The following is a 21,775-nucleotide window of genomic DNA, read 5'->3' on the forward strand; positions in this document are numbered from 1 at the left end:
GACCAGTCTCGTCGCCCGGGACCAGTCTCGTGGCCCGGGCCAGGCGGCGGGGCCCTGGCCGGGCGGCGCGGGCCCGACCGTAGGCTGGAGCCATGCACGGCGAATACAAGGTGCCCGGGGGCAAGCTCGTGGTCGTCGACCTCGAGGTCGTGGACGGACGCATCGCCGACTTCCACCTCGCGGGCGACTTCTTCCTCGAGCCCGACGACGCGCTGCTCGACATCAACGCGGCCGTGAACGGGCTTCCCGAGACGGCGGACGTAGCCGCCATCGCCGCAGCCGTGCGCGGGGCGCTGCCCGAGGGCGCGCAGCTGCTCGGCTTCACGCCCGAGTCGGTCGGCACCGCCGTGCGCCGGGCCCTCGTCACGGCGTCGGCGTGGACCGACTTCGAGTGGGAGATCGTGGACGACCCCGCGGTCTCCCCGCACATGAACCTGGCCCTCGACGAGGTGCTCACCGGTCGCGTGGGCGACGGGCGCCGCAAGCCGACGCTGCGCATCTGGGAGTGGGACCAGTCGGCCGTCGTGATCGGGTCGTTCCAGTCGTACCGCAACGAGGTCGACCCCGAGGGCGCCGCCCGGCACGGCTTCGACGTGGTGCGCCGCATCTCGGGCGGCGGCGCGATGCTCATGGGGGCGGGCCAGATCATCACGTACTCGCTGTATGTGCCGGCGTCGCTCGTCGCCGGGCTGACGTTCGCCGACTCGTACGCGTTCCTCGACGACTGGGTGCTGCAGGCGCTGCGCGCGCTCGGGATCGACGCGACCTACCAGCCGCTCAACGACATCGCGAGCCCGAGCGGCAAGATCGGCGGCGCCGCGCAGAAGCGCCTGGCGGGCGGCGGCGTGCTGCACCACGCCACGCTGAGCTACGACATCGACGGCCAGGTCATGACCGAGGTGCTGCGCATCGGCCGCGAGAAGCTCAGCGACAAGGGCACCGCCTCGGCCGCCAAGCGGGTCGACCCGCTCCGCAGCCAGACCGGCATGAGCCGCCGCGAGATCATCGACAGCCTGATCAGGACCTTCCAGGGCTTCACGGGCGCGACGATGGGATCGATCGCCCCCGACGAGTACGCCGAGGCCGAGGCCCTGGTCGCCTCCAAGTTCGCGACCGACGCGTGGCTGCACCGGGTCCCTTGAGCCAGGGATCCGTGACTCGCGGATCCGTCACCGTCCACCACGGCGACAACCTCGAGGTCGCCCGCACCCTGCCCGACGGCGCGTTCACGCTGATCTACCTCGACCCGCCGTTCAACACGGGCCGCGCCCGCGAGCACCGCACGCAGACCGCCCGGCGTTCGGACACAACGCAGGACCTCAGCGCCGCCGACGGCGTGTCGGAGCCACGACACGCCGATCCGGCCTCAGAAGTCCTGCGTTCTGTCGGACCCGTCCGGGTCTGGGCGGGCTACCGCGGCGGCGGATACGAGCGCATCCGGGGCGCGCTGCGCACGTACGACGACCGGTTCGACGACTACTGGGCGTTCCTCGAGCCGCGGGTGCTCGAGGCGTGGCGGCTGCTGGCCGACGACGGCACGCTCTACCTGCACCTGGACTATCGCGAGGCGCACTACGCCAAGGTGATGCTCGACGCGGTGTTCGGGCGCGAGTGCTTCCTCAACGAGCTGATCTGGGCGTACGACTACGGCGCCAAGTCGCGCAGCCGCTGGCCCACGAAGCACGACACGATCCTGGTCTACGTGAAGGATCCGGATCGCTACTGGTTCGATTCCGATGCGGTCGACCGTGAGCCGTACATGGCACCGGGCCTGGTCACGGCCGAGAAGGCCGCGCGCGGCAAGCTGCCCACCGACGTGTGGTGGCACACGATCGTCACGACGAGCGGGCGCGAGCGCACGGGCTACCCCACTCAGAAGCCCGAGGGGATCCTGCGGCGCATCGTGCAGGCGTCGTCGCGCCCCGGCGACCGCGTGCTGGACCTGTTCGCGGGCAGCGGCACGACCGGAGCGGTCGCGTCGGCGCTCGGCCGCGACGCGGTCCTGGTCGACGAGAGCCCCGAGGCCATCCGGATCATCCGGGAAAGGATTCCCCACGCGCTCCTGCATCCCTAGGGTGAGAGGTATGCGATTCGGAATCTTCATCCCGCAGGGCTGGCGCTTCGACCTGGTCGACATCGACCCCGCTGCGCACTGGAGCACGATGCAGTCGCTCGCGCTGACCGCCGATGCGGGTCCGTGGGAGTCGCTGTGGGTCTACGACCACTTCCACACCACGCCGGTGCCGAGCGACGAGGCCACGCACGAGGCCTGGACGCTCATGTCGGCTTTCGCGGCGTCGACGTCGCGCATCCGCCTCGGGCAGATGTGCACGTGCATGGGCTACCGCAACCCCGCGTACCTCGCGAAGGTCGCCGCGACGGTCGACCACGTCTCGGCCGGCCGCGTCGAGATGGGCATCGGCGGCGGCTGGTACGAGCACGAGTGGCGCGCGTACGGCTACGGCTTCCCCGAGATCCCGGACCGCCTCAGGATGCTCGGCGAGGGCGTCGAGATCATGAAGCAGGCCTGGGAGACCGGCTCGGCCACCCTCGACGGGACGTACTACCAGGTCGACGGCGCGATCGTCCGGCCGCTGCCCCTGCAGGAGGGCGGCATCCCGATGTGGATCGCCGGCGGCGGCGAGAAGGTGACGCTGAAGATCGCGGCCAAGTACGCGAGCTACACGAACTTCAACGGCGGCGTCAAGGTGTTCCGCCAGAAGAGCGAGATCCTGCGCGGGCACACCGACCGCCTCGGGCGCGACTTCGCGGAGATCACGCGCTCGGCCAACTTCAACACCGTGATCGGCGAGACGGAGGCCGAGGTGAAGGACCGTCTCGCGGCCATCCGGGCGCGGGTCGAGCCGTACCTCGGCGACGGCATCGAGCGGTTCATGCACAACTACTCGGCGGGCGAGAGCCTGGTCGGAACCGTCGAGCAGGTCACCGAGAAGCTCGCCGGCATGCGGGACGCGGGTATGGGCTACGCGATCCACTACTTCCCCGAGTCGGCGTACGACCGCTCCGGCGTCGAGCTGTTCGAGCAGAAGGTGATCCCCGCGCTCGGCTGACCGGCTCGGAAGACCGGCCGCGCTGACCGGTCTTCCGGATGTCGGTGGCCGGTCCTAGCGTGGGGGACATGGCCACGGATGCCTCCATCGCGCCCCCCGAGAACGGGATGCGCACCTTCCTGCATGTCCTCGTCAACACGGCCGTCGCGAACATCACGACGAGCTTCCTGTGGTTCGGGCTGACGTTCTGGATCTACGCCGAGACGCGCAACGTGATCGCCACCGGCGTGATCGGCGGCGCCTACATGCTGTTCATCTCGGTGTTCAGCATGTTCTTCGGCACCATGGTCGACCGGTTCCGCAAGAAGCCCGTGATGCTGTGGGCGACCATGGCGGCGTTCGTCGTGTTCTGCCTCGACACCGCGCTGTTCTTCTGGGTGGGCGAGGCCGCCATCGTCGACCTGACCACGCCCTGGTTCTGGATCTTCGCGGTCGTGATGCTCGCGGGCGCGGTCGTCGAGCAGCTCCGGAGCATCGCGCTGTCGACCACGGTCACCCTGCTCGTCCCGGACGAGCGGCACGCGAACGCCAACGGCATGGTCGGCACCGTGCAGGGCGTCTCGATGCTCGTGACGAGCGTCCTGAGCGGCCTGTCGGTCGGCTACCTCGGCATGGGGTGGACGCTCGTGATCGGCCTCGCCGCCATGCTGCTCGCGATGCTGCACCTGGCGGCGCTGCGCATCCCCGAGCGCGAGATCGTGCACGTGGAGGGGACGACGAAGTGGGTCGACATCCGCGGCGGCTGGCAGGCGGTGCTGGCGGCGCGGGGCCTGCTCGCCCTCGTGCTGTTCTCGACCATCAACAACCTGGTCGGCGGCGTGTACATGGCGCTGATGGACCCGTACGGCATCGACCTGTTCGAGGTGCAGGGCTGGGGCATCTGGTTCGCCGTGGCCTCGACCGGCTTCATCGCGGGCGGCGCGGTGATCGCGGCGACGGGCCTCGGCAAGCGGCCCATGCGGACGATGCTGCTGATCGCGGCCTTCATCGGCCTGGTCGGCGCGGTGTTCACGCTGCGCGAGTGGGGGTGGCTGTTCATCCTCGGCTGCTGGGTCTACATGGCGTTCATCCCCGCGGTCGAGGCGGCCGAGCAGACGGTCATCCAGCGCGTGGTCCCCTACGAGAAGCAGGGCCGCGTGTTCGGCTTCGCGATGACGTTCGAGGCCGCGGCCGCGCCGATCACCTCGCTGCTGATCGCGCCGATCGCACAGGTGTGGGTCATCCCGTACATGCGCGAGGAGGGCGAGGCGCAGTGGTCGTGGCTCCTCGGCGAGGGCGTGAACCGCGGCATCGCGCTGATCTTCCTCGTCGCCGGACTCATCTGCACGCTGATCGCAGTGCTCGCGTTCCTCACGCCGCAGTACCGCGAGCTGTCGGCGCAGTACGAGGAGGCCGCCCCCGCGCCGGAGGAGAGCGAGGCCGCCGCGGGCGAGACCCCCTCGGGCGACGCGATCGCCTCGAAGGCGGGCGGCCTCCCGGAGCAGCCCGACCCGTCCTGACCCGGTCGTTCCGGTGCGTTTCGGCCCATATCCCGTGGCATGAGGGCGCGAAGGCACCGGAACGGCAGGCGGATGCGCCTGACCGTCCTGCCGACGAAACGGCCCTCGGTGATCCTCTCGTCCCAGCTCTGGACCTGCGGTCCCTGGGCGGCTGCAGCATCGCTCACGATCACGTCCGCTCTCGTGGATCGCACGTTCGCCTACCGGACGCTATTGTCCGGTAGCTAGGCTACACCCGATGACTGCTTCCGAGACCCCGCCCCGGCGGCCCAACCGCGGCCCCGCCGCCGCTGCCGGCAACCGCCGCGCGCTGATCGCCGCCGCGCGCGAGATCTTCGCCGCCGAGGGGCCGGCCGTGCCGTTCACCGCGATCGCCAAGCGCGCCGGGGTCGGACAGGGCACGCTGTACCGGCACTTCCCCGACCGCGTCTCGCTCGCGGTCGCGGTGTTCGAGGAGAACGTCGTCGCGCTCGAGGACGAGCTCCGCGACGACGGCACCATCGCCGACCTGCTCGACCGCATCGTCGAGCAGGCGACCGCGTCGACGGCGCTCGTCCAGCTGCTGCTCGGGCGCGAGACCGACCCGCGCACGGTCGAGCTCGCGTCGCGCTTCGAGGGGCTCGTCGCGACCCTGATCGAGCGCGACCGCGCGGCCGGCCGGATCGGCGCCCACGTCGAGCCCGCGGACGTCGCGATCGCCGTGAGCATGCTCGCCCACGAGCTCGCCGCCACGCCCGAGCCCGACCGCGAGCCCGCCGCGCACCGCGCCCGCCGCCTCTTCGACGTCGCGTTCGCCCCGCGCTGACCCGCGTGGACCCGTCCGGAGCGACGGCGCGCCCGTCAAGCACTGGGCGGCATCCGCTCGGGACGGTCAGTATGGGAGCACCTGCCGCCGACGAGGGGACGACGACATGACGTGGGGACGCCGCAAGTCCGTGAAGATGCAGAACACCCGGCCCGACGCCCCGCCGGTGCCCGCCGTGCGGCGGCTGTGGACCGACGGCCTCGGCACGCTCGCGACGCGCTCCATCCAGATCATCGCCGTGGTGCTGCTCGCCGCGGGCATCATCTGGGGGCTGAGGTCGCTGACCCTGGTGGTGATCCCGGTGCTGCTCGCGCTCATCCTCGCGAGCGCGTTCGAGCCCCTCATGGCGGCGCTGCGCCGGCGCGGGATCGGCTCGATGCCCGCGACGCTCCTGGTGCTGCTCGCGATCCTGCTCGCGCTCGGCGCGGTGGGGTGGATCATCGTCAGCGCCGTGAGCAGCCAGTGGCGCGAGCTCTACGACCAGGCCCGTCGCGGCATCGACCAGGTGCTCGCGTGGGCCGGCACGCTGCCGTTCGACATCGACCAGCAGCAGATCCAGGAGTGGCTGGATCAGCTCACGGCGTTCGTGACGAGCGCCCAGTTCGGCAGCGGCGCGCTCGCCGGGGTCGGCGCCGTGGCCGACTTCGTGACCGGGCTCGTGCTGATGGTGGTCGTGCTGTTCTTCCTGTTGAAGGACGGCCCGGAGATCTGGGAGTTCCTGCGCCGGCCGTTCACGGGTGAGTGGCACGACCGGGCCAAGCGCGCCGGCCGCGTCACGGTCGACACCCTCGGCGCGTACGCGCGCGGGACGGCGACCGTCGCGGCCGTCGACGCCGTCGGCATCGGCATCGGCCTGGCGATCCTGCAGGTGCCGCTGTGGCCGGCCCTGGCGGTGCTCGTGTTCGTGCTGGCGTTCATCCCGATCGTGGGCGCGGTGCTCGCCGGCATCATCGCGGCGCTGGTGGCGCTCGTCGCCAACGGCCTGGTCGCCGCGCTGATCGTGGTCGGCATCGTGATCGTCGTCAACCAGCTCGAGGGCAACTTCCTGCAGCCCGTGCTGATGGGCCGGGCCCTCAAGCTGCACGAGCTGGTCATCCTGATCGCGCTGACGATCGGCACGGTCCTGAGCGGCATCATCGGCGCGGTCCTCGCCGTGCCGCTCACGGCGGTCGCGTGGGGGATCATCAAGGTCTGGGGCGGCCCCGGCCTCCCCGCCCGCTGGGCCCGCCCGAAGAACGGGCCCCGCACGGCCTGACCGGCCGCGGAGCGCATCCACCGCCCGGCCCGCAACCCCCTTGCCGCATCCCGATGGCTGGGATCGCATGGGGGGATGACCGACTACGGCTATCACTGCTCGCACGAGCAGATCGCCCCCTCCCGCCTCCTGCGCCACGTGGTCCGCGCGCAGGACGCCGGGTTCGACGCGGCGATGTGCTCCGACCACCTGACCCCGTGGGGCGTGGCGCAGGGCGAGAGCGGCTACGCGTTCTCGTGGCTGGGCGCCGCGCTCGCCTCGACGGAGCTTCCGTTCGGCGTGGTGACGGCCCCGGGGCAGCGCACGCATCCCGTGACGACCGCGCAGGCCATCGCGACCCTGGGGGAGATGTTCCCGGGCCGCTTCTGGGCGGCGCTGGGATCGGGCGAGGCGCTGAACGAGCACGTCACGGGCGACCCGTGGCCCGACAAGGCCACGCGGGAGCGGCGGCTGCGCGAGTGCGTGGGCATCATCCGCGCGCTGCTCGCGGGCGAGGAGGTCACGCACCACGGCGAGGTGCAGGTCGACCGGGCCCGCGTGTGGTCGCGCCCGGCCGAGCCGCCGGCGCTCGTCGCCGCCGCGGTGTCGCCGGAGTCGGCGGCCGCGCACGCGGAATGGGCCGACGGCCTGATCACGGTCGGATGCGACCCGCGCGCGCTGCGGGAGGTCGTCGAGGCGTACCGCGAGGCCGGGGGACGGGGTCCTGCCCGCCTGCAGGTGCATCTCGCCTGGGCGCCGGATGAGGACGCGGCGCTCGCGATGGCGCGCCGCGACTGGCCGAACGGCGCCATCACGCCGCCCGAGGCCTGGGACCTGCCGACCCCCGAGGAGTTCGACCAGCGCGCGGCATCCGTGACCGACGATCAGCTCCGCGCGGCCGTGCTGATCTCGAGCGACCCCTCGGTGCACCGCGACCGGATCGCCGAGCTCGCCGACGCGGGCTTCGACGCCGTCATGCTGCACCAGGTCGGCGCGGACGCGGACGCGCAGGAGGCGTTCATCGACACGTTCGGCGAACGCGTCCTGCCCGAGCTGAGGAGTCTGTCGTGACCAAGCCCGTCCCGATCGACGCGGCCGACCTGTGGTGGCGGCACACGGTCTACTACTGCCTGGACATCGAGACGTTCCAGGACTCCGACGGAGACGGCGTCGGCGACATCCCGGGCCTGATCTCGCGCATCCCGTACCTGGCCGACCTCGGCGTCACGTGCGTGTGGCTGATGCCGTTCTTCCCGACCGCCCACCGCGACGACGGCTACGACATCACGGACTTCTTCGCGGTCGACCCGCGCCTGGGCACGCTGGGCGACCTGGTCGAGCTGGTGCGGGTGGCCCGCACGCACGGCATCCGGATCATCGTCGACTTCGTCATGAACCACACGTCGGACCAGCATCCGTGGTTCCGGCAGTCGCGCCGCTCGCCCGACGATCCCAAGCGGGACTGGTACGTGTGGCGGGACGAGCCGCCCGAGAAGCCCGATCCGCCGGTGTTCCCGGGCGACGAGGACAGCACGTGGACGTTCGACGAGAAGGCCGGGCAGTACTTCCTTCACCACTTCTTCCACACCCAGCCCGACCTCAACGTGGCGCTGCCGGAGGTGCGTCGCGAGATCGACAAGAACCTCGGCCTCTGGCTCGAGATCGGGATCGCGGGCTTCCGCATCGACGCCGTGCCGTTCATGTTCAGCAGCGCCGTCACCGACACGGGAGCGGGCGGCTCGAACGCGGGCGGCACGGGCGTGGACGGCACGCCGTCCGCCCCGTACGACGGCGTGGACCACCTGGCGCGCATCCGCGGCTTCGTCTCGCGCCGCAGCGCGGAGGCGTTCCTCCTCGGCGAGGTGAACCTGCCGTACGAGCAGCAGATGCCGTGGTTCGGGCAGGCCCGGGACGGCCTTCAGCTGCAGTTCGACTTCCCCACCATGCAGCGGCTCTACCTCGCGCTGGCGCGCGGGGACGCGACCCCGCTCGCCGAGTCCCTGCGCAGCCGCCCGGCGGTCGACGTCGCCCAGCAGTGGGCCCACTTCGCGCGCAACCACGACGAGCTGACGCTGGATCAGCTGTCGGATGAGGAGCGCGACGAGGTCTTCGCGGCCTACGCGCCCGACGAGGCCATGCGCGTGTACGGGCGCGGCATCCGACGCCGGCTGCCCTCGATGCTGGAGGACGAACGGGCCGTCCGGATGGTCTACTCGCTGATCTTCTCGCTGCCCGGCGCCCCGGTGCTGTTCTACGGCGAGGAGATCGGCATGGGCGACAACCTCGAGATCGACGGCCGGATCGCCGTGCGCACGCCGATGCAGTGGACGCGCGACGGCGGCTTCACCACAGCTCCGCCCCGCCGCCAGGTGCGGCGGATGGCGACCGAGCCGTACGGGCCCGAGGGCGCCAACGTCGAGGATCAGCGCGCGGACCAGGGCTCGCTGTGGCGGCACATCCAGAGGCTCACCCGGATGTACCGTGACGCGCCGTCGCAGGCGTGGTCCGAGCTCGAGGTGCTCAAGGGGGCGCCGCCGCAGGTGCTCGCGCACGTCTGCCGCGGCGAGGGATGGGCCATGCTCGCGCTGCACAACCTCTCGCGCGACGGCACGACCGTGCGTGTGACGGTCGCGCCCGAGTCGTCGGATGAGGCGTGGATGACCGACCGCGTCACCGAGGAGCGGATCGACGCCTCGGCGCCCATCGCGCTCGAGCTCGAGCCCTACGGCTGGCGCTGGCTGGAGCTCGATCCGGCGGACGCGAAGGTGCGGGTGCGCTGAGCGACCCGGCCCGGACACGCGACGAGGCCGCGCGGGGATCGCCCCGCGCGGCCTCGTGCCGTGATGCGCCGGTCTCAGGCGCGCGTGATCTGCAGGACCGACGGGCGGGGCCCGCCCCACTTGCCGTCGGCGAAGGACCCCTCGGCGACGTAGTCGGGGAACAGCGAGCGCTGCGCGCCCCACGTGCCGTCCTCGCCCGGGTGCTGCACCGCGATGAACACGCTGCCCTCGACGTCGTGGATGACCGGGCCGCAGGTCTCGGCGTCCCGCGGGACGGCGAGGAACTGCTGCACGTGGCCGCGCTCGGCGCCGCGCAGCGGCACGCGGAACAGACCGTCGTTGTAGCCGATCGTCCCCGGCGCGCCGTCGGTCGAGATCCACAGGTTGCCGGCCGAGTCGAACGCCACATTGTCGGGGCACGAGATCGGCGAGACCTTGTCGGCCGGGAAGCCCGCGAAGTACGTGTACGAGTTCTTCGCCGGGTCGCCGCAGAGCAGAAGGATGCTCCAGCCGAACTCGGTGGCGGAGTTGTCCTCGCCCGCCTCGGTGATCTCGATGACGTGGCCGTCGCGGTTCGAGTTGCGCGGGTTGGGCTCGGTCGCGCCCTCCTTGCCCACCTTGCCGCGGTCGGTGTTGTTCGTGCAGGCGACGTAGACGCGGCCGGTCTTGGGGTTCGGCTCGACGTCCTCTGCGCGGTCCATCTTGGTGGCGCCCACGGCGTCGGCCGCGAGGCGCGCGTTCACCAGGACCTCCTCGACCGTGAAGCCGGGGACGGCGCTCTCGTCGTTCAGCATCAGCGGCACCCACTTGCCGGTGCCGTCGAACTCGCCGTCCGAGGGCAGGGCACACGTGCCCGTGATCTCGGAGACCGGGGAGTCGCCCGTGAACTTGGCCACGTACAGCGAGCCCGACGACAGCAGCGTCTTGTTGTGCGCGCGGGCCTCGGCGCTCGATCCGGGCTGGAACTTCTGCGACGACACGAACTTGTAGAGGTAGTCGAAGCGCTCGTCGTCGCCCATGTAGGCGACCGCGTGGCCCGACGCGCTGATCGTGACGTTGGCGCCCTCGTGCTTGAAGCGGCCCAGGGCGGTGTGCTTCACCGGAGGCTCATCCGGGTTCTGCGGGTCGATCTCGACGATCCAGCCGAAGCGGTTGGGCTCGTTCAGGTAGCCCTCCTTGGTGGCGTCGAAGCGGGGGTCGATCACCTCCCAGCCGTAGGTCGAGGGCGTGCTGCGCAGCCCGTAGCGCTTCTGCGCGGCCGAGACGCCCGGCGCGACGAAGTAGCCGTTGAAGTTCTCCTCGCCGGAGACGACGGTGCCCCACGGGGTCGTGCCGCCGGCGCAGTTGCCGAACGTGCCGAGGATGGTGCGGCCCTCGGGGTCGTCGACCGTCTTCAGCAGGTCGGAACCGGCGGCGGGGCCGTCGACGGCGAAGGGGGTGTCGGCCGTGATGCGGCGGTTGCGGGCGCCGCCCACGACATAGCTCCACCGGTCGCCCGGGCGGTTGCGCTCCAGGTCGACGACCGACAGGCCGTGCGCGGCCTTCGAGACGCGGAGCTGCTCGTGGCGCTCCTCCTCGGATGCGGCCGGCGGGAACATGATGCCCGGGTTGACGTACTCGTGGTTGTTCACGAGCACCGCGGTGCGGCCGCCGCGGTCGTGGATGATGTCGAGGTAGTCGGCGTTGTAGCCGAACTGACGCGCCTGCTTCTCGGCGGTCTGGTTGAAGGGGTCGAACGCGTCGGCCTCGTCGAACAGCGGCTCACCCCAGCGGATGATCGGGTCCCAGCGGAACCCCTCGGGCACGGTGACGGCGTCCACGTCGGCCGACACGGGCGCGATCGGAGTGAAGCCGAAGGCGCGGCCGTCGTTCGGGCCGACCATCTGCGCGGTCGCGGCCGCGGCGCGGTCGCCTCCGGTGGTTGCGGCGGCGATCACGATCGCCGAGGCGGCGGCGGCGCCGCCGGCGAGCACGGCGCGACGGCTGAGCGCGGCGCTCGCGATGTCGCGGAAGTAGCCGTTCTCCGAGGTGTTGGGCGCGGCGTGGAAGCACGCGTTGTCGCACTTCAGGTGACAGGTGACCGCACTGCGCTTGCCGTGCGTGCGGCCGGTCATCAGGAGGTTGAGCAGGGGCCGGCGGGCACCGGCGTCGGGCGTCTGGGGGATCAGTGCACTCATGCCACCCACCGTGGCCCGAGCGGTTGAGGCGCAGGCGACGCCAAGGTGAACGCGAGGTGACATCTTCCGGTCCCGGCCCGCGGCCATGCCGCAGGCCGGGACGGACGCCGGGTCAGCCGCCGAGGGCGGCGGTGACCACGGCGCGGGCCTCGTCCTGCACGGCGCGGAGGTGCTCCTCGCCGCGCAGCGACTCGGCGTAGAGCTTGTAGACGTCCTCGGTGCCCGACGGGCGCGCGGCGAACCATGCGCTTGCTGTCTGCACCTTGAGCCCGCCGATCGCCGCGCCGTTGCCCGGTGCCTCGGTGAGCTTGGCGACGATCTCCTCGCCCGCGAGCGTCGTGGCGGTCACGGCCTCGGGGCCGAGCTTGCCGAGCGCGGCCTTCTGCTCGGGCGTCGCGGCGGCGTCCACGCGCTGGTAGGCCGACGCCCCGAACTCGGCCTCGAGCTCGGCGTAGCGCTGCGAGGGCGTCTTGCCCGTCACGGCCAGGATCTCCGCCGCGAGCAGGCACAGCAGGATGCCGTCCTTGTCGGTCGTCCAGACCGTGCCGTCCTTGCGCAGGAAGGACGCGCCCGCCGACTCCTCGCCGCCGAACGCGACCGAGCCGTCGATCAGGCCGGGCACGAACCACTTGAAGCCGACCGGCACCTCGAGCAGCGTGCGGCCGAGCGACGCGGCGACCTTGTCGATCATCATCGACGACACGAGCGTCTTGCCCACCGCGGCGTCGGACGACCAGCCCGGGCGGTGCGAGAACAGGTAGTCGATCGCGACCGCCAGGTAGTGGTTCGGGTTCATCAGGCCCGCGTCGGGCGTGACGATGCCGTGCCGGTCGGCGTCGGCGTCGTTGCCGGTCAGGATGTCGTACTCGCTGCGCTTGGCGACGAGCGACGCCATCGCGGACGGCGACGACGGATCCATCCGGATCTTCTCGTCCCAGTCCAGCGTCATGAACCGCCAGGTCGGGTCGACATCCGGGTTCACGACGGTGAGGTCGAGCCCGTAGTGCTCCGCGATCAGCGCCCAGTACTCGACCGACGCGCCGCCGAGCGGGTCGGCGCCGATGCGCACGCCCGCCTCGCGGATGGCGTCGATGTCGATGATCGAGGCGAGGTCGCGCACGTACGCGTCGCGGAAGTCGTAAGTGCCCAGGGCGCCGGCGTCGATGTCGGCGAAGCGGACCCGCTTGACGCCCTCGAGGCCCGCCTCGATCAGCTGGTTGGCGCGCGCGGCGATCCAGCTCGTGGCGTCGGTGTCCGCCGGGCCGCCGTGCGGCGGATTGTACTTGAAGCCGCCGTCGGCCGGCGGGTTGTGGCTCGGGGTCACGACGATGCCGTCGGCTCGGCCGGGGTCGGCGTCCGCGAGGTCGCGGTTGAAGGTCAGGATGGCGAGGCTCAGCGCGGGCGTCGGCACCCACGAGTCGCGGGAGTCGATGCGCACGTCCACCGCGTTCGCGACCAGCACCTCGATCGCGCTGCGCTCGGCCGGCAGCGACAGCGCGTGGGTGTCGCGGCCGAGGAAGAGCGGGCCCTGGATGCCCTGCTCGGCGCGGTAGTCGACGATCGCCTGGGTCGTGGCGAGGATGTGCTGCTCGTTGAAGCTCGTGCTGAGGCTCGAGCCACGATGGCCGCTCGTGCCGAACGCCACACGCTGCGAGGGCTGCGACGGATCGGGGACGCGGTCGTAGTAGGCGTTGATCAGCTCATCGACGTCGATGAGGTCGGAGGCTTCGGCAGGGAGTCCGGCTCGGCTCGTCATGGCGCCCATCCTCGCACGCGTCACCCGGCCGCGCCCATCGGTGTTCGATGGCTAGGCTGAGGGCCATGCCGTCGGATGCCGCTCCTCGTCGCACGTACAGCTACCTGGGCCCCGCCGGCACCTTCACGGAGGCGGCGCTCGACCAGGTGCCCGAGGCGCGCGGTCAGATCTGGCACTCCGTGCACAACGTCGGCGAGGCGCTCGCCGACGTCGCGGCGGGCCGCAGCGACGCCGCCATGATCGCGATCGAGAACTCGATCGACGGCGGCGTCTCGACCGCGCAGGATGCGCTCGCGCGCATCCCGAACCTGCGGATCGTCGGCGAGTACCTCGTCCCGGTCGAGTTCGTGCTCGTCGGCAAGCCCGGCGCGCGGCTCGAGGACGTGCAGCTCGTGAGCGCGCATCCGGTCGCGTACGCCCAGTGCCTCGGGTGGCTCTCGGAGCACCTGCCGACGCACCAGCACGTGCCCGCCTCGAGCAACGTCGCGAGCGCAGTCGGCGTCCTGGACGGCTCGAGCCCCGCGGACGCCGCCATCGCCCCGCCCGGCATCACGGCGCACCACGACGTGGAGGTGCTGGCGCGGGGGATCGGCGACAACCCCGACGCCGTGACGCGCTTCGTGCTGGTCAGCGGCCCGACCCCGCCGCCCGCGCCGACCGGCGCCGACAAGACCAGCGTGATCGTCGAGCTGCCCGAGGACCGCGCGGGCACCCTGCTCGAGATGCTCGAGCAGTTCTCGACGCGCGGCATCAACCTGAGCCTCATCCAGTCGCGCCCGATCGGCGACGCCCTGGGGCGCTACCGCTTCGTGATCGACGCGGACGGCCACATCCTGGACGAGCGCATGGCGGACGCCCTGATGGGCCTGCGTCGCTTCAGCCCGAACGTCGTGTTCCTCGGCTCGTACCCGCGCGCCGACCGAGCGATCGTGCAGTACAGCGACCGCTACTCCGACGAGGTCTTCGTCGAGGCGCGCGACTGGCTCCGCGGCCTCATCGCGGGCGAGCCCGACCAGTAGCCCGGCGCCCGGTCCTGAAGGTATGAGAAACGCACCTTCCCGGGCGCGGAAAGGTGCGTTTCTCATACCTTCGTGAACCTGTGGAGAGCAGGACCCCGGCTCGCGTAGCGTGCGGCACCGTGAGGGGGTGGGGATTCGGCGCGAGCTGCCACCGGAGCTGGGCGGCGTCTTCGCGGTGGGACGGGCGCGCGACGCGGGTGTCGGACGCGGTCGCCTCCGCGGATCGGACCTGACGTCCACGTTCCACGGGGCGCGGTCGGTCCGGGTCGAGCGTCCGGATCCGGATGACGTGCCGGATGTCGCGAAGGAGCGCGCGCGAGTGCTCGCGCAGGTCCGCGAGCTCGCGGCCGTGCTCGCCGATCACGCGTTCTTCGCGGGAATCACCGCGGCGATGGTGCACGGCATCCCACTCCCGCCGTTCCATCACTCGGTGAGGCGGGCCGGCGGGGGTGGGCCTCCCGAGCTCACGCCGCTCGTCGTCGGCGTCCACAAGCCGCGCTCGCCGGTGCGGCGCGCCCGTGTGCGCGGCATCCATCTCGATCCGGCACTGGCCCCGGTCGTCGAGGTCGACGGCATTCGCGTGACGGATCTCGCCTCGACCTGGGCGATGCTCGGCGTCGAGCTGGGTGAGCGCGATCTCGTCGCGGCGGCGGACCACCTGCTGCGGATCCCGCGCCACCCGGGCGGGTTCCGGCCGCCCGAGCGCGGGCCGCACGTCACGCGAGAGCAGCTTGCGGACGCGATCGGGCGGCGTCGCGGCGCCGAGAGGCTGCGTCGCGCGCTGGCTCGGGCTCGCACCGGATCCTCCTCGCCACGCGAGTCGCGGCTTCGCCTGATCCTGGTCGACGGCGGCCTGCCCGAGCCCGTGCTGGACTACGACGTGTCAGCTCCGTATGGCGCGTTCGTCGCGTGCCTCGATCTCGCGTACCCGGAGTGGAAGGTCGGGTACGAGTACGACGGCTCCGGTCACCGCACCCAGGCGCAGTTCGAGCGCGATGTGGCCAAGGGGGAGTGGCTCGCCGATCTCGGCTGGGACGTGCTGCACTTCACCGCACGCGACCTCCGGGGACCTGAGCGCGAGGTCGTCCGCCGCGCCCGCGCAGCGCTCATCCGCCAGGGCGTCGCGAAGGTATGAGATATGGACCTTCGGGGCAGCCCGGAGGTGCATATCTCATACCTTCAGCCCAGCTCGTCGGCGAGGAGCTCGAGGGTCTGGGAGCGGCCGGGGGAGGCGTCGAGGGGCTCCGCGGCGTAGGTGCCCGCGGCGGGCGAGATCATGACCTCGTCCACGCCGTACCGCGCGGCGAACTCGCGCAGGCCGGCGGCGACGTCCGGGCCCGTGCCCACGAACCAGCGCGAGCGCACGCCGTCGACCAGGCTCTGCTCGAGCGGATCGGACGGGGTCGCGAGGGCCTCGTCGACCGTCTCGAGCGCGCGCATCGGCTTGTTGGTGCGCAGGCGCGCGAACTGCCGCAGCTGAGGGAGCGCCCGCTCTTCGGCCTCCTCGGTCGTCGCCGCCGCGACCGCGTTCGCCGTGACGAACGTGCGCGGGGCGTCGAGGTGCTCGCTCGGCTGGAACTGCTTGCGGTACAGCTCCATCGCGCGCTCGAGGCCGTCGCCCGCGAAGTGGTTAGCGAACACGTAGGGCAGACCGTACGCCGCGGCCAGGGTGGCGGAGTAGTCGCTCGAACCGAGCAGCCACACCTCGGGCACACCGGATGCCGCGGGCGTCGCGTGCACCTCGTACTCGCCTCCGCTCGTGAAGCGCACGGTCGCGCCCTCCGCGCCCACGAGCTTGAGGATGTCGGTGATGTGCTGCGGGAACTGCTCGACCTCGCTGGTCGTGCCCGAGCGCCGCAGCAGCTGGGTGATGACGGGGTCGCTGCCGGGCGCGCGGCCGATGCCGAGGTCCACCCGCCCCGGCGCGATCGCCTCGAGGGCCGCGAACTGCTCGGCGACGATCAGGGGCGCGTGGTTCGGCAGCATCACGCCGCCCGAGCCGACCCGGATGCGCGAGGTCTGCATCGCGGCGGCCGCGATCAGCACCGGCGGGGCCGTGGATGCCACCGCCGGCATGTTGTGGTGCTCGGCGAACCAGTACCGCCGGTAGCCCAGCTCGTCGGCCCGCCGGGCGAGTGACATCGACGCCGTCACCGCCTGGACGCTGGATTGACCGGTGCGCACCGGCACCAGGTCGAGCACGGACAGGGACAGACTCTTCGCGTCGCTCATCGTCAGCCCCAACCCGCCGCTGAGCGAGAGCATTCCCATAGCCTGAAGCGCATGGATGCCGAGGTCTTCTATGTGCTGGTCGGCGCGCTCGCCGTGGGAGCCCTCGCGCGCTGGCGCGGCTGGCCGGCGCCGCTCGTCATCACGGTCGCGGCCATCCTGGTCTCGCTCATCCCGGCGATCCCGACGCTCGACATCGACGGCCACCTGCTGCTGAATCTGACGCTGCCGCCGCTGCTGTACTCGGCCGCGCTCGAGGTGTCCTTCGTCGGCTTCGCGCGCAGCCTGCCGCACATCCGGCGGCTCGGCATGGGGCTCGTGCTCGTCACCGCGCTGGTCGTCGGCCTCGTGGCGTGGTGGATCATGCCGGAGCTCGGCTTCGCGGGCGCGCTGCTGCTGGGCGCGATCGTCGGCCCGCCCGACGCCGTCTCGGCCGCAGCCGTGGGCCGCAAGCTCGGGCTGCCTCGGCGCGTGATGACCGTGCTGTCCGGCGAGAGCCTGATCAACGACGCCACGTCGCTCACGCTCGTGCGGGTGTTCGCCGCGATCGTCGCCGGCGCCACGGTCACGGTGTGGGACGGCCTGTGGGCGTTCGCGGTCGCGGTGGTGCTCGGCGTCGCGATCGGCCTGGTCTTCGGCATCGTGCTGCACCAGCTGCGCGTGCGGCTCGACGACCCGGTCGTGGTCGGGACGGCCGGGCTGGTGGTGCCGTTCGGCGCGTACGCGATCGCGGAGCACCTCGGCGGATCCGGCGTGCTCGCGGTCGTCGCCATGGGGCTGTACGTGGGCTTCCACGCCCCGCGCACCGACTACACGACGCGACTGCAGGAGCGCCCGCTCTGGCAGTCGGCCGACTTCCTGCTCGAGAGCTTCGTGTTCGCCTACATCGGGCTGCAGTTCCCGCGCGTGCTGAGCGAGCTCGGCGCGCGCGACGCGGGCGTGACGATCGCGCTCGCCCTGGCGGTGTTCGCCGTGGTGCTCGCGGTTCGGCCCGTGTTCGTCTACGCCAGCTACGCGTGGGGGCGGATGTGGCAGCGCATCCGGATCATGCGCTGGAAGCACGCGCAGGAGGCGTTCCGAAGGAACCCGGACGACCCGCGCGCCGCGATCATCCGCAAGCGGCGCGACAAGCTGGCCGCGCGCGGCATCGAGCTGAACGAGCGCAACCTGCGCCAGCGCATCCTCGAGCCCGCGCTCTCGGTGCAGGAGCGCGCGGTGGTGTCATGGGCCGGGATGCGCGGAGTCGTCACGCTCGCGATGGCCGCCGCGCTGCCCGACCTCACGGGCGACGCGATGCCCGAGTCGCACGTCCAGAAGCTGGTCGTGGTGGCCTTCGTCGTGACGGTGGGCACGCTGCTGCTGCAGGGCCTCACGCTCGCGCCGCTCATCCGGGCGCTCGGCGTCGGCGCCGACGAGGAGCACCGCCAGGACGCCACGCAGGTGCGGGCGATCCAGGCACGCAGCCAGGAGGTCGGCAAGGCGTACCTGCGCGCGCGCCGCTCGGAGTGGAAGGAGCGCTTCGGCCCCGGCGGCGCCGAGGTCTTCGACCGGATGGCGCAGTCGCTGCTGAAGGTCGAGCGCGACACCGACCGCGCCGGCCAGGTGCTCGAGACGGCCGACGGCGCGGCGCCGGTCGGCCCGACGTACGAGGACCTCGTCGCACTGTCCAAGGGGTGGCTCGAGGCGCGGCGCACGATGCTGCTCGAGGAGCGCGACCGCGGCAACCTCGGCGAGGAGGTCATGCGCGAGCTCATGACGGCGATCGACGCCGAGGAGCTCGCGATCGACACCCGCGGCGCGGTCCGGGACTTCGCCCGCGACTGAGAGCGCTCGCCGCGTCAAGCCCCCGGGTCGCGCGCTATGCCCACGGCGAACACGCGACCGCGGCGCCCGCCCGCTCGTTACCGTGGAGTCACGGCGTCGGAAGGCGTCACTGGCCTATGCGCCCGGAGGAGTGACATGTTCGAGAGATTCACCGACCGTGCCCGTCGTGTGGTCGTCCTCGCCCAGGAAGAGGCGAAGATGCTCAACCACAACTACATCGGCACCGAGCACATTCTGCTCGGGCTGATCCACGAGGGCGAGGGCGTCGCCGCCAAGGCGCTCGAGTCGCTCGGCATCTCGCTGGACGCCGTGCGCGAGCAGGTGCAGGACATCATCGGCCAGGGCCAGCAGCAGCCGACCGGTCACATCCCCTTCACCCCGCGCGCCAAGAAGGTGCTCGAGCTCTCTCTGCGCGAGGCGCTGCAGCTGGGCCACAACTACATCGGCACCGAGCACATCCTGCTCGGCCTCATCCGCGAGGGCGAGGGCGTCGCCGCCCAGGTGCTGGTCAAGCTCGGAGCCGACCTGAACAAGGTCCGCCAGCAGGTCATCCAGCTCCTGTCGGGCTACCAGGGCAAGGAGCCCGTCGGCGTCGCCGCGGGCAGCCAGACCGAGAGCGAGGGCGCCAAGGGCGGCTCGCAGGTGCTCGACCAGTTCGGCCGCAACCTGACGCAGGCCGCGCGCGACAACAAGCTCGACCCGGTCATCGGGCGCGAGAAGGAGATCGAGCGCGTCATGCAGATCCTGTCGCGCCGCACCAAGAACAACCCGGTGCTGATCGGCGAGCCCGGCGTCGGCAAGACCGCCGTGATCGAGGGCCTCGCCCAGGCGATCGTCAAGGGCGACGTGCCCGAGACGCTGAAGGACAAGCAGCTGTACTCGCTGGACCTCGGCTCGCTGATCGCCGGATCCCGCTACCGCGGCGACTTCGAGGAGCGCCTGAAGAAGGTGACCAAGGAGATCCGCACGCGCGGCGACATCATCATCTTCATCGACGAGATCCACACGCTCGTCGGCGCGGGCGCGGCCGAGGGCGCGATCGACGCCGCCTCGATCCTGAAGCCGATGCTCGCCCGCGGCGAGCTGCAGACGATCGGCGCCACGACGCTCGACGAGTACCGCAAGCACTTCGAGAAGGACGCCGCGCTCGTGCGCCGCTTCCAGCCGGTGAACGTCGCGGAGCCGTCGCTGCCGCACGCCATCAACATCCTGAAGGGCCTGCGCGACCGCTACGAGGCGCACCACAAGGTGCAGATCACGGACGGCGCGATCGTCGCCGCCGCGAACCTCTCGGACCGCTACGTCAGCGACCGCTTCCTGCCGGACAAGGCCATCGACCTGCTCGACGAGGCCGGCGCCCGCCTGCGCCTGTCGATCCTGTCGTCGCCGCCGGAGCTGCGCGAGTTCGACGAGAAGATCGCCAAGGTGCGCGAGGCCAAGGAGGCCGCGAGCGAGGAGCAGGACTTCGAGAAGGCCGCAGCTCTCCGCGACGAGGAGAAGTCGCTGCTGGCCGAGCGCCTGCGCCTCGAGAAGCAGTGGCGCTCGGGCGACGTGACCACCGCCGCGACGGTCGACGAGGGCCTGATCGCCGAGGTCCTGGCCCAGGCCACGGGCATCCCGGTGTTCAAGCTCACCGAGGAGGAGACCAGCCGTCTCGTCTTCATGGAGAAGGCCCTGCACGAGCGCGTCATCGGCCAGGAAGAGGCGATCGCCGCCCTGTCGAAGACGATCCGCCGCCAGCGCGCCGGCCTCAAGGACCCGAAGCGCCCCTCGGGCTCGTTCATCTTCGCCGGCCCCACGGGCGTCGGAAAGACCGAGCTCGCCAAGGCGCTCGCCGAGTTCCTGTTCGACGACGAGGGCGCGCTGATCTCGCTCGACATGTCGGAGTTCGGCGAGAAGCACACGGTCTCGCGCCTGTTCGGAGCCCCTCCCGGCTTCGTCGGCTTCGAGGAGGGCGGCCAGCTCACCGAGAAGGTGCGCCGCAAGCCGTTCTCGGTCGTCCTGTTCGACGAGATCGAGAAGGCCCACCCGGACATCTTCAACTCGCTGCTGCAGATCCTCGAGGAGGGTCGTCTGACCGACGGTCAGGGCCGCGTGGTCGACTTCAAGAACACCGTGATCATCATGACGACGAACCTGGGCTCGTCGGCGATCGCCGGTGGCCCGGTCGGCTTCCAGATCGAGGGCGACACGACGACGACCTACGAGCGGATGAAGGGCAAGGTCGACGAGGAGCTGAAGCGTCACTTCAAGCCCGAGTTCCTCAACCGCGTGGACGACATCATCGTGTTCCCGCAGCTGTCGAAGCCCGAGCTCATCCAGATCGTGGACCTGTTCACCAAGCGTCTCAACGAGCGCCTGCTGGACCGCGACATGACGCTGGAGATGTCGCAGGCCGCCAAGGAGCGCCTGATCGAGATCGGCTTCGACCCCGCGCTCGGCGCGCGCCCGCTGCGTCGTGCGATGCAGCACGAGATCGAGGACCGTCTGTCGGAGCGCATCCTGAGCGGCGAGCTCGACACCGGCCACCACATCAAGGTCGACGTCGAGGACGGTCGCTTCGTGTTCCAGAACGCGCCGCGCGGCGAGACGCTCGCGGTGGGTGTGAACACCCGCGGCGGCATCGCCGGCACGCCGGACATGGCCGCGAACGCGAGCTGATCCTCCGTTCCCCGAAGGGGCGGGCGCCTGCGGGTGCCCGCCCCTTCGGCGTTCGCCGCCGGTCGTTGAGCGGCGGTCGTTGAGCGGAGCGAAGCGGAGACGAAACGCAGGAGCGGAGACGAAACGGCCTGAGCGAGCGCAGCGAGCCGAAGGCTCCCAGGAATCCGCCCCTAGGCTTGACCGCATGACCGAGACCACGGGCGCGCCGTTCCTCGTGCGCCCGGCCCGCGCGGCCGACATGGTGCACATCCACCGCATGCTGGAGCCGTACGTGCAGGAGCGCATCCTGCTGGGCAAGGACCTCGTGGTGCTGTACGAGGCGACGCAGGAGTTCCTGGTCGCCGAGGTCGACGGCACGGTCATCGGATGCGGCGCGCTGCACGTGATGTGGGAGGACCTCGGCGAGGTGCGCACGCTCCTGGTCGACCGCGCCTGGCTGCATCACGGCGTGGGGCGCGCGATCGTCGAGGGGCTCGAGCACAAGGCGCGCGAACTGGGCCTGAAGCGCCTGTTCTGCCTGACCTTCGAGGTCGAGTTCTTCCTGCGCCGCGGCTTCGCGCCGATCGGCGAGCAGATCGTCGACCCGGATGTGTACTCGCAGCTGGTGCGCAGCCGCGACGAGGGCATCGCCGAGTTCCTCGACCTCGCGCACGTGAAGCCCAACACGCTGGGCAATACGCGCATGCTCAAGCTCCTCTAGAGCCCGGCGCGTTCGCCTGG

General features: G+C 71.4%; 16 protein-coding genes. 13 read left to right on the top strand and 3 right to left on the bottom strand.

The genetic code is table 11. The features are described from left to right. Positions 1-92: 92 nt before the first annotated feature. The 8 genes from ASD19_RS13100 to ASD19_RS13135 all read left to right on the top strand — a co-directional run bounded on the left by ASD19_RS13100 (position 93) and on the right by ASD19_RS13135 (position 9,389). Positions 93-1,142 carry a lipoate--protein ligase family protein gene (locus ASD19_RS13100; RefSeq protein ID WP_055993517.1) on the top strand — a complete coding sequence of 350 codons (1,050 nt, stop codon included), beginning with the start codon at positions 93-95 and terminating at the stop codon, positions 1,140-1,142. Positions 1,143-1,153: 11 nt separating this feature from the next. After that, positions 1,154-2,074, top strand: coding sequence for a DNA-methyltransferase (locus tag ASD19_RS13105; RefSeq protein ID WP_055993519.1), 921 nt, complete (start codon positions 1,154-1,156; stop codon positions 2,072-2,074). A gap of 10 nt (positions 2,075-2,084) precedes the next feature. Further along, the gene (locus ASD19_RS13110; RefSeq protein WP_055993521.1) at positions 2,085-3,071 is read left to right on the top strand and encodes an LLM class F420-dependent oxidoreductase; all 987 of its coding nucleotides are present in this window, start codon (positions 2,085-2,087) and stop codon (positions 3,069-3,071) included. Between the two features lie 68 nt (positions 3,072-3,139). Then, positions 3,140-4,570: an MFS transporter gene (locus tag ASD19_RS13115; RefSeq protein ID WP_055993522.1), complete on the top strand. Its 1,431-nt coding sequence runs from the start codon at positions 3,140-3,142 to the stop codon at positions 4,568-4,570. Positions 4,571-4,808: 238 nt separating this feature from the next. After that, positions 4,809-5,375, top strand: a complete 567-nt coding sequence (locus ASD19_RS13120; protein WP_055993524.1) for a TetR/AcrR family transcriptional regulator — start codon at positions 4,809-4,811, stop codon at positions 5,373-5,375. 136 nt (positions 5,376-5,511) lie between these two features. Beyond that, on the top strand, positions 5,512-6,630 hold the full coding sequence (locus tag ASD19_RS13125) for an AI-2E family transporter (protein ID WP_235563055.1): 1,119 nt from the start codon (positions 5,512-5,514) through the stop codon (positions 6,628-6,630). 75 nt (positions 6,631-6,705) lie between these two features. After that, positions 6,706-7,680 (top strand): TIGR03885 family FMN-dependent LLM class oxidoreductase, encoded by a 975-nt coding sequence (locus ASD19_RS13130; protein ID WP_055993528.1) that lies wholly within the window; start codon positions 6,706-6,708, stop codon positions 7,678-7,680. Further along, entirely contained in the window at positions 7,677-9,389 is a 1,713-nt protein-coding gene (locus ASD19_RS13135; RefSeq protein WP_235563053.1) for an alpha-amylase family glycosyl hydrolase, read from the top strand. Before ASD19_RS13130 ends, ASD19_RS13135 begins: the two co-directional genes overlap by 4 nt. Positions 9,390-9,463: 74 nt before the next feature. Here the strand turns inward: ASD19_RS13135 and ASD19_RS13140 are convergent, their stop codons facing one another. Next, complete coding sequence (locus ASD19_RS13140) at positions 9,464-11,566, bottom strand: PhoX family protein (RefSeq protein ID WP_055993530.1); 2,103 nt, start codon at positions 11,564-11,566, stop codon at positions 9,464-9,466. Positions 11,567-11,678: 112 nt separating this feature from the next. Beyond that, positions 11,679-13,322: a phosphoglucomutase (alpha-D-glucose-1,6-bisphosphate-dependent) gene (pgm, locus tag ASD19_RS13145; RefSeq protein WP_055993532.1), complete on the bottom strand. Its 1,644-nt coding sequence runs from the start codon at positions 13,320-13,322 to the stop codon at positions 11,679-11,681. Between the two features lie 65 nt (positions 13,323-13,387). Between pgm and pheA the strand changes: the two genes are divergently transcribed. Both pheA and ASD19_RS13155 read left to right on the top strand, forming a co-directional pair. Continuing rightward, complete coding sequence (pheA, locus tag ASD19_RS13150; RefSeq protein WP_134746123.1) at positions 13,388-14,341, top strand: prephenate dehydratase; 954 nt, start codon at positions 13,388-13,390, stop codon at positions 14,339-14,341. Between the two features lie 127 nt (positions 14,342-14,468). Beyond that, complete coding sequence (locus tag ASD19_RS13155) at positions 14,469-15,476, top strand: endonuclease domain-containing protein (protein WP_055993536.1); 1,008 nt, start codon at positions 14,469-14,471, stop codon at positions 15,474-15,476. Between the two features lie 44 nt (positions 15,477-15,520). Here ASD19_RS13155 and ASD19_RS13160 read toward each other — a convergent pair whose 3' ends face one another. Beyond that, on the bottom strand, positions 15,521-16,573 hold the full coding sequence (locus ASD19_RS13160) for an LLM class flavin-dependent oxidoreductase (RefSeq protein ID WP_055993630.1): 1,053 nt from the start codon (positions 16,571-16,573) through the stop codon (positions 15,521-15,523). A 51-nt stretch (positions 16,574-16,624) separates the two neighbouring features. Here ASD19_RS13160 and ASD19_RS13165 point away from each other — a divergent pair, with 51 nt between their 5' ends. The 3 genes from ASD19_RS13165 (at position 16,625) to ASD19_RS13175 (ending at position 21,755) form a co-directional block, all read left to right on the top strand. Then, positions 16,625-18,394 carry a cation:proton antiporter gene (locus ASD19_RS13165; RefSeq protein ID WP_055993538.1) on the top strand — a complete coding sequence of 590 codons (1,770 nt, stop codon included), beginning with the start codon at positions 16,625-16,627 and terminating at the stop codon, positions 18,392-18,394. Between the two features lie 135 nt (positions 18,395-18,529). Continuing rightward, positions 18,530-21,055: an ATP-dependent Clp protease ATP-binding subunit gene (locus ASD19_RS13170; RefSeq protein ID WP_055993540.1), complete on the top strand. Its 2,526-nt coding sequence runs from the start codon at positions 18,530-18,532 to the stop codon at positions 21,053-21,055. Between the two features lie 184 nt (positions 21,056-21,239). Next, on the top strand, positions 21,240-21,755 hold the full coding sequence (locus ASD19_RS13175) for an amino-acid N-acetyltransferase (protein WP_055993542.1): 516 nt from the start codon (positions 21,240-21,242) through the stop codon (positions 21,753-21,755). Positions 21,756-21,775: the final 20 nt, after the last annotated feature.

The organism is Microbacterium sp. Root53, from assembly GCF_001426925.1.
In the GTDB taxonomy this organism is placed as follows: domain Bacteria; phylum Actinomycetota; class Actinomycetes; order Actinomycetales; family Microbacteriaceae; genus Microbacterium.